We start from the raw sequence: 8,836 nt of genomic DNA on the forward strand, positions 1-8,836 counted from the left end.
ACAGACTAAATAATATTAAATAATATAAAAATATGACAATTTATTGGATAATCTCAAAGGATTATCCAATATTTTTGTACATGACAATTTACCTTACTATAAGTAAAGAATAGTATTCTAAAGATATAAATAGTAAAGTCTCAAGTCCATAGAAGCCCAGAAAACTCAACTTCTTGGCCCTGTGCCTTTTTGACAAAGATACATAAGTATAGTAGAATTAAGAAGAGTAAGATATTAGTTTTAATTAAAGAGGAGATTGTATGGCAGAAGCTATTTATACAATGGGAGTCGATATTGGTTCGACTGCTTCAAAGAGTATTATTTTAAAAGATGGTAAAGAAATTATTTCAAGCTCTTGTATAGATGTAGGAGCTGGAACAAGTGGACCGTCAAGAACAATAAAAAAACTCTTGAGAGTGCTAACTTGACAAGAGGACATATCTTATGTTATGGCTACTGGATACGGCAGAACTTCATTAGAAGAGGCTGATTTTCAAATGTCTGAACTTTCCTGTCACGCTAAGGGAGCGTACTTCTTATTCCCAAATGTGCGTACAATCATTGATATCGGTGGACAAGATGCCAAGGCTCTAAAAATGGAGACAATGGTATGCTTGAAAACTTTGTTATGAATGATAAGTGTGCAGCTGGAACTGGAAGATTCTTAGATGTTATCGCAAAGGTTCTTGAAGTGGATGTTTCCAAACTAGAAGAATTAGACGAACTGTCTACTAAGACGTTAGTATTTCTTCTACTTGCACAGTTTTCGCTGAATCAGAAGTTATTTCACAACTTGCAAGTGGAACGAAGATTGAAGATATAGTTAAGGGGATTCACCAATCAATAGCAGCAAGAGTTGGTTCTATTGCAAAAGAGGGTTGGTTTAAATGATGACATAGTATTTACAGGTGGTGTTGCTTTAAATAAGGGCATGCAAAGAGCTCTTGAAGAAAACACAGGACATAAGATCCACACTTCACCATTATGTCAACTAAATGGTGCTCTTGGAGCAGCACTATTTGGATATCAAAAGTGTAAATTGGAAAAATTAAAAGAAGAAAAGGCTAATGCATAATTTATTTTAGGAGGTAAACTATGGCTGAAAAATTCAAAAAATACCTGGTAAAAAACCAAGACCAATCGAAGGAAACATTCCTGCAGCTCAAGCACTAAGAAATGTAGTAGATAGAGTTTACGGAGCAGCATGGGATGCTAAAAAAGAGGAGAACTAGTTGGATGGTCATCATCTAAATTCCCTATTGAGCTTGCAAAGGCATTCGGACTACACGCTGTATATCCAGAAAACCACGCAGCTACAACTGCAGCTAAAAAAGACGGTTTAAGACTTTGTCAAACAGCTGAAGATATGGGATATGACAACGACATTTGTGGTTACGCAAGAATTTCACTTGCTTACGCAGCTGGAGAACCAACTGACTCAAGAAAAATGCCACAAACCAGACTTCGTACTTTGCTGTAACAACATCTGTAACATGATGACTAAATGGTATGAAAACATTGCAAGAATGCACGACATTCCAATGATCATGATTGACATTCCATTCCAAAACACAGTTGATGTACCTGAAGAAAAGTTGATTACTTAATGGGCCAATTCGAATATGCTATTCACCAACTTGAAAAACTTACTGGTAAGAAGTTTGATGAAAAGAAATTCGAAGAAGCTTGTCAAATTGCAAACAGAACTGCTGCTGCATGGTTAAAGGCTTGTTCATACATGGCTTACGAACCATCTCCACTTTCTGGATTTGACCTATTTAACCACATGGCAGACATTGTTGCTGCAAGATGTGAAATTGACGCAGCAGAAGGTTTTGAACTTCTAGCTGAAGAATATGAACAATCAGTTAAGGAAGGAACTTCTACTTGGGAATACCCAGAAGAACACAGAATCCTATTTGAAGGTATACCTTGCTGGCCAGGACTAAGAAACCTATTTGAACCATTAAAACAAAATGGAGTTAACGTAACTGCAGTAGTATATGCACCTGCTTTCGGTTTCCAATACACAACTGTTAGAGAAATGGCTGCAGCTTACTGTAAGGCACCTTGTTCAGTATGTATCGAAGACGGTGTTGAATGGAGAGAAAACAATGGCTAAAGAAAACGGAGTTTCTGGAGCACTTGTTAACTACAATAGATCTTGTAAACCATGGTCAGGAGCAATGCCTGAAATCGAAAGAAGATGGAGAGAAGACCTTGAATTCCAGTAGTTCACTTTGACGGTGACCAAGCTGACGAAAGAAACTTCTCTCAAGAACAATACAAGACAAGAGTTCAAGGTTTAGTTGAAATCATGAACGAAAGAAAGGCAGATAGAATCGCTAAGGGCGAAGACATCTACACTAACTTCGAAAACACTAAAGAAACTGATTGGTCTAAGACTACAATTTAATAGGGGTGCAAAATGACTGATATAAAAGAATTATTAAAAGAATTTAAAAATATAGCAGAAAATGGAAGAGAACAAATCGACAAGTACCTTGATCAAGGTAAAAAAGTAGTTGGTGTATTCCCTTACTACGCACCTGAAGAAATTATCTATGCAGGTGGACTTGTTCCATTTGGAGTTTGGGGAGGACAAGGCCCAATTGATAAGGCAAAAGAATACTTCCCAACATTCTACTACTCACTAGCACTTAGATGTCTAGAAATGGGTCTTGACGGATCACTTGACGGACTTAGCGCATCAATGATTACAACTCTTGATGATACACTAAGACCATTCTCTCAAAACTACAAAGTTTCTGTTGGTAGAGAAATCCCTATGGTATTCTTAAACCACGCACAACACAGAAAAGAAGAATTTGGTAAGACATACAATGCTAAAATCTTCAAACAAGCTGCTGAAAGACTTGAAGAAATCTGTGACGTTAAGATAACTGACGAAAACCTTAAGAAGGCTTTCGAGGTTTACAACGAAAACAGAGCTCTTAAGAGAGAATTTGTTAAACTTTGTGGAGACTATTCACAAACTATTAAAGCATCTGACAGAAGTCACGTTCTTAAGGCATCACACCACATGCTAAAAGACGAGCACAACAAGATGTTAAAAGAACTTATTGAAGCTCTTAAGGCTATGCCAAAAGAAGAATGTAAGGGACCAAGAGTAGTAACTTCTGGTGTTATCACTGATAACCCTGCACTTCTAGAAGTTCTTGATAACTTTAACGTTTGTGTAGTTGCAGACGACGTTGCAGCTGAATCAAGAGGATTCAAGGTTGACGTTGATACTTCAATCGAAGATCCATACATGGCACTTGCTGACCAATTCGCAAGAATGGACGAAGATCCAATTCTTTACGACCCAGACATTTGGAAGAGACCAAAATATGTTGTTGACCTAGCAGTTGATAACGACGCTGATGGTTGTCTGTTATTCATGATGACATTCAACGATACAGAAGAAATGGAATATCCATCACTAAAACAAGCTTACGAAAAAGCTGGTATTCCACTAATCAAACTTGGTTATGACCAACAAATGACTGACTTTGGTCAAGCTAAGACTCAACTTGAAACATTTAACGAAATGGTTCAACTTAATAGAATGTAATAAAATAATATAAATTTTTAAGACGCTGAGTGATCGGCGTCTTTTTTATTTAATTTTGAAATTAACTTACTAAAGCTTTTATAAAATTAGGGTAAATTACGAGATTACAGAAAATTATAAGATTGTAAATAATTGCGAGATTGCAAAAAATTATGACTTTGATAATAATTATAAGATTGTAAATAATTACGAGATTGCAGATAATTATTAGCTTATAAATAAGTATGAGGATATAAATAATTGATAAGAAGCAAGAATTTATTAGAGAAGAATTTATTTTTATTTATTATTTTAAATTACCTATTACTAAACTTTAAAGAATAAAAAATTTATAAATTACTAATGTATGTTACTTGACAGATTAAGACAAAAACAAATTGAAATAAATAGACATAATTGTAAAAGATGGCCTATGTGATAAAATTAAAATTACTAGAAGAATTAGCCTATAGTATTAAAAGTTTTAGGATATAAATTTTATAAAATTTGATAAAAAATATAAAGAAAGAAGGTAACTATGGAAATTTTAATTTTAAGAGAAGAAGATATTTTAGAAGCAGTTGACATTAAAGATATAATTGAAGCAGACAAGGAAGCTCTAAAAAACTACAGTAATGGTGGATCAGATATACCACTAAGAACTGTAATTGACGTAGATAAAGACTCATCAAGTACTGCAATTTTTATGCCGGGATTTATCAAGGACAAGAATGCTCTTGGAATGAAAATATCGACATCTATCCAGAAAATATTGACAAGGGTCTAGTTAGCGCTCCATCCAATGATTTTAATTGACAAGGAAAATGGATTGTTGGCGTTCTTAATCTGTAAGGATCGTCCATCAGATTGCTTAACAATCCATTTTCCTTGTCAATTAAATCATTGTGGATGGAGCGCTAACTAGACCCTTGTCAATATTTTCTGGATAGATGTCGATTATTTTCATTCCAAGAGCATTCTTGTCCTTGATAAATCCGGCATAAAAATTGCAGTACTTGATGAGTCTTTATCTACGTCAATTACAGTTCTTAGTGGTATATCTGATCCACCATTACTGTAGTTTTTTAGAGCTTCCTTGTCTGCTTCAATTATATCTTTAATGTCAACTGCTTCTAAAATATCTTCTTCTCTTAAAATTAAAATTTCCATAGTTACTTCTTTCTTTATATTTTTTATCAAATTTTATAAATTTATATCCTAAAACTTTTAATACTATAGGCTAATTCTTCTAGTAATTTTAATTTTATCACATAGGCCATCTTTTACAATTATGTCTATTTATTTCAATTTGTTTTTGTCTTAATCTGTCAAGTAACATACATTAGTAATTTATAAATTTTTTATTCTTTAAAGTTTAGTAATAGGTAATTTTAAAATAATAAATAAAAATAATTCTTCTCTAATAAATTCTTGCTTCTTATCAATTATTTATATCCTCATACTTATTTATAAGCTAATAATTATCTGCAATCTCGTAATTATTTACAATCTTATAATTATTATCAAGTCATAATTTTTTGCAATCTCGCAATTATTTACAATCTTATAATTTTCTGTAATCTCGTAATTTACCCTAATTTATAAAAGCTTTAGTAAGTTAATTTCAAAATTAAATAAAAAAAGACGCCGATCACTCAGCGTCTTAAAAATTTATATTATTTTATTACATTCTATTAAGTTGAACCATTTCGTTAAATGTTTCAAGTTGAGTCTTAGCTTGACCAAAGTCAGTCATTTGTTGGTCATAACCAAGTTTGATTAGTGGAATACCAGCTTTTTCGTAGCTTGTTTTAGTGATGGATATTCCATTTCTTCTGTATCGTTGAATGTCATCATGAATAACAGACAACCATCAGCGTCGTTATCAACTGCTAGGTCAACAACATATTTTGGTCTCTTCCAAATGTCTGGGTCGTAAAGAATTGGATCTTCGTCCATTCTTGCGAATTGGTCAGCAAGTGCCATGTATGGATCTTCGATTGAAGTATCAACGTCAACCTTGAATCCTCTTGATTCAGCTGCAACGTCGTCTGCAACTACACAAACGTTAAAGTTATCAAGAACTTCTAGAAGTGCAGGGTTATCAGTGATAACACCAGAAGTTACTACTCTTGGTCCCTTACATTCTTCTTTTGGCATAGCCTTAAGAGCTTCAATAAGTTCTTTTAACATCTTGTTGTGCTCGTCTTTTAGCATGTGGTGTGATGCCTTAAGAACGTGACTTCTGTCAGATGCTTTAATAGTTTGTGAATAGTCTCCACAAAGTTTAACAAATTCTCTCTTAAGAGCTCTGTTTTCGTTGTAAACCTCGAAAGCCTTCTTAAGGTTTTCGTCAGTTATCTTAACGTCACAGATTTCTTCAAGTCTTTCAGCAGCTTGTTTGAAGATTTTAGCATTGTATGTCTTACCAAATTCTTCTTTTCTGTGTTGTGCGTGGTTTAAGAATACCATAGGGATTTCTCTACCAAACAGAAACTTTGTAGTTTTGAGAGAATGGTCTTAGTGTATCATCAAGAGTTGTAATCATTGATGCGCTAAGTCCGTCAAGTGATCCGTCAAGACCCATTTCTAGACATCTAAGTGCTAGTGAGTAGTAGAATGTTGGGAAGTATTCTTTTGCCTTATCAATTGGGCCTTGTCCTCCCCAAACTCCAAATGGAACAAGTCCACCTGCATAGATAATTTCTTCAGGTGCGTAGTAAGGGAATACACCAACTACTTTTTTACCTTGATCAAGGTACTTGTCGATTTGTTCTCTTCCATTTTCTGCTATATTTTTAAATTCTTTTAATAATTCTTTTATATCAGTCATTTTGCACCCCTATTAAATTGTAGTCTTAGACCAATCAGTTTCTTTAGTGTTTTCGAAGTTAGTGTAGATGTCTTCGCCCTTAGCGATTCTATCTGCCTTTCTTTCGTTCATGATTTCAACTAAACCTTGAACTCTTGTCTTGTATTGTTCTTGAGAGAAGTTTCTTTCGTCAGCTTGGTCACCGTCAAAGTGAACTACTGGAATGTCAAGGTCTTCTCTCCATCTTCTTTCGATTTCAGGCATTGCTCCTGACCATGGTTTACAAGATCTATTGTAGTTAACAAGTGCTCCAGAAACTCCGTTTTCTTTAGCCATTGTTTCTCTCCATTCAACACCGTCTTCGATACATACTGAACAAGGTGCCTTACAGTAAGCTGCAGCCATTTCTCTAACAGTTGTGTATTGGAAACCGAAAGCAGGTGCATATACTACTGCAGTTACGTTAACTCCATTTTGTTTTAATGGTTCAAATAGGTTTCTTAGTCCTGGCCAGCAAGGTATACCTTCAAATAGGATTCTGTGTTCTTCTGGGTATTCCCAAGTAGAAGTTCCTTCCTTAACTGATTGTTCATATTCTTCAGCTAGAAGTTCAAAACCTTCTGCTGCGTCAATTTCACATCTTGCAGCAACAATGTCTGCCATGTGGTTAAATAGGTCAAATCCAGAAAGTGGAGATGGTTCGTAAGCCATGTATGAACAAGCCTTTAACCATGCAGCAGCAGTTCTGTTTGCAATTTGACAAGCTTCTTCGAATTTCTTTTCATCAAACTTCTTACCAGTAAGTTTTTCAAGTTGGTGAATAGCATATTCGAATTGGCCCATTAAGTAATCAACTTTTTCTTCAGGTACATCAACTGTGTTTTGGAATGGAATGTCAATCATGATCATTGGAATGTCGTGCATTCTTGCAATGTTTTCATACCATTTAGTCATCATGTTACAGATGTTGTTTACAGCAAAGTACGAAGTCTGGTTTGTGGCATTTTTCTGAGTCAGTTGGTTCTCCAGCTGCGTAAGCAAGTGAAATTCTTGCGTAACCACAAATGTCGTTGTCATATCCCATATCTTCAGCTGTTTGACAAAGTCTTAAACCGTCTTTTTTAGCTGCAGTTGTAGCTGCGTGGTTTTCTGGATATACAGCGTGTAGTCCGAATGCCTTTGCAAGCTCAATAGGGAATTTAGATGATGACCATCCAACTAGTTCTCCTCTTTTTTAGCATCCCATGCTGCTCCGTAAACTCTATCTACTACATTTCTTAGTGCTTGAGCTGCAGGAATGTTTCCTTCGATTGGTCTTGGTTTTTTACCAGGTATTTTTTGAATTTTTTCAGCCATAGTTTACCTCCTAAAATAAATTATGCATTAGCCTTTTCTTCTTTTAATTTTTCCAATTTACACTTTTGATATCCAAATAGTGCTGCTCCAAGAGCACCATTTAGTTGACATAATGGTGAAGTGTGGATCTTATGTCCTGTGTTTTCTTCAAGAGCTCTTTGCATGCCCTTATTTAAAGCAACACCACCTGTAAATACTATGTCATCATTTAAACCAACCCTCTTTGCAATAGAACCAACTCTTGCTGCTATTGATTGTGAATCCCCTTAACTATATCTTCAATCTTCGTTCCACTTGCAAGTTGTGAAATAACTTCTGATTCAGCGAAAACTGTGCAAGTAGAAGAAATACTAACGTCTTTAGTAGACAGTTCGTCTAATTCTTCTAGTTTGGAAACATCCACTTCAAGAACCTTTGCGATAACATCTAAGAATCTTCCAGTTCCAGCTGCACACTTATCATTCATAACAAAGTTTTCAAGCATACCATTGTCTCCAATTTTTTAGAGCCTTGGCATCTTGTCCACCGATATCAATGATTGTACGCACATTTGGGAATAAGAAGTACGCTCCCTTAGCGTGACAGGAAAGTTCAGACATTTGAAAATCAGCCTCTTCTAATGAAGTTCTGCCGTATCCAGTAGCCATAACATAAGATATGTCCTCTCTTGTCAAGTTAGCACTCTCAAGAGTTTCTTTTATTGTTCTTGACGGTCCACTTGTTCCAGCTCCTACATCTATACAAGAGCTTGAAATAATTTCTTTACCATCTTTTAAAATAATACTCTTTGAAGCAGTCGAACCAATATCGACTCCCATTGTATAAATAGCTTCTGCCATACAATCTCCTCTTTAATTAAAACTAATATCTTACTCTTCTTAATTCTACTATACTTATGTATCTTTGTCAAAAAAGGCACAGGGCCAAGAAGTTGAGTTTTCTGGGCTTCTATGGACTTGAGACTTTACTATTTATATCTTTAGAATACTATTCTTTACTTATAGTAAGGTAAATTGTCATGTACAAAAATATTGGATAATCCTTTTGAGATTATCCAATAAAATTGTCATATTTTTATATTATTTAATATTATTTAGTCTGTCGTAATCTCT

Annotated in this window: 3 protein-coding genes and 5 pseudogenes; 4 read left to right on the forward strand and 4 right to left on the reverse strand. The window is 34.8% G+C overall.

Translation table 11 applies throughout. The annotated features are described in order from the left end of the window. The first annotated feature begins 260 nt into the window (after positions 1 to 260). The 4 genes and pseudogenes from DRZ96_RS12050 to DRZ96_RS01005 all read left to right on the forward strand — a co-directional run bounded on the left by DRZ96_RS12050 (position 261) and on the right by DRZ96_RS01005 (position 4,343). Positions 261 to 1,075 (forward strand): annotated as a pseudogene (locus DRZ96_RS12050) (acyl-CoA dehydratase activase). A gap of 31 nt (positions 1,076 to 1,106) precedes the next feature. Further along, positions 1,107 to 2,416, forward strand: a pseudogene (locus tag DRZ96_RS00995) (2-hydroxyacyl-CoA dehydratase subunit D). A 12-nt stretch (positions 2,417 to 2,428) separates the two neighbouring features. Further along, entirely contained in the window at positions 2,429 to 3,577 is a 1,149-nt protein-coding gene (locus DRZ96_RS01000; protein WP_112889268.1) for a 2-hydroxyacyl-CoA dehydratase subunit D, read from the forward strand. 517 nt (positions 3,578 to 4,094) lie between these two features. Continuing rightward, positions 4,095 to 4,343, forward strand: a complete 249-nt coding sequence (locus tag DRZ96_RS01005) for a hypothetical protein (protein WP_112889269.1) — start codon at positions 4,095 to 4,097, stop codon at positions 4,341 to 4,343. 176 nt (positions 4,344 to 4,519) lie between these two features. Here DRZ96_RS01005 and DRZ96_RS01010 read toward each other — a convergent pair whose 3' ends face one another. From DRZ96_RS01010 to DRZ96_RS12060, 4 genes and pseudogenes are all read right to left on the reverse strand, one after another. Next, positions 4,520 to 4,756, reverse strand: coding sequence for a hypothetical protein (locus DRZ96_RS01010; protein ID WP_146740963.1), 237 nt, complete (start codon positions 4,754 to 4,756; stop codon positions 4,520 to 4,522). 484 nt (positions 4,757 to 5,240) lie between these two features. Next, positions 5,241 to 6,389, reverse strand: a pseudogene (locus DRZ96_RS12055) (2-hydroxyacyl-CoA dehydratase subunit D). A 12-nt stretch (positions 6,390 to 6,401) separates the two neighbouring features. Then, positions 6,402 to 7,724, reverse strand: a pseudogene (locus tag DRZ96_RS01020) (2-hydroxyacyl-CoA dehydratase subunit D). 20 nt (positions 7,725 to 7,744) lie between these two features. Continuing rightward, a pseudogene (locus DRZ96_RS12060) lies at positions 7,745 to 8,563 on the reverse strand (acyl-CoA dehydratase activase). Positions 8,564 to 8,836: the final 273 nt, after the last annotated feature.

Origin of the sequence: Peptoniphilus harei, assembly GCF_900454685.1 — a bacterium.
Lineage (GTDB): Bacteria > Bacillota > Clostridia > Tissierellales > Peptoniphilaceae > Peptoniphilus_A > Peptoniphilus_A harei.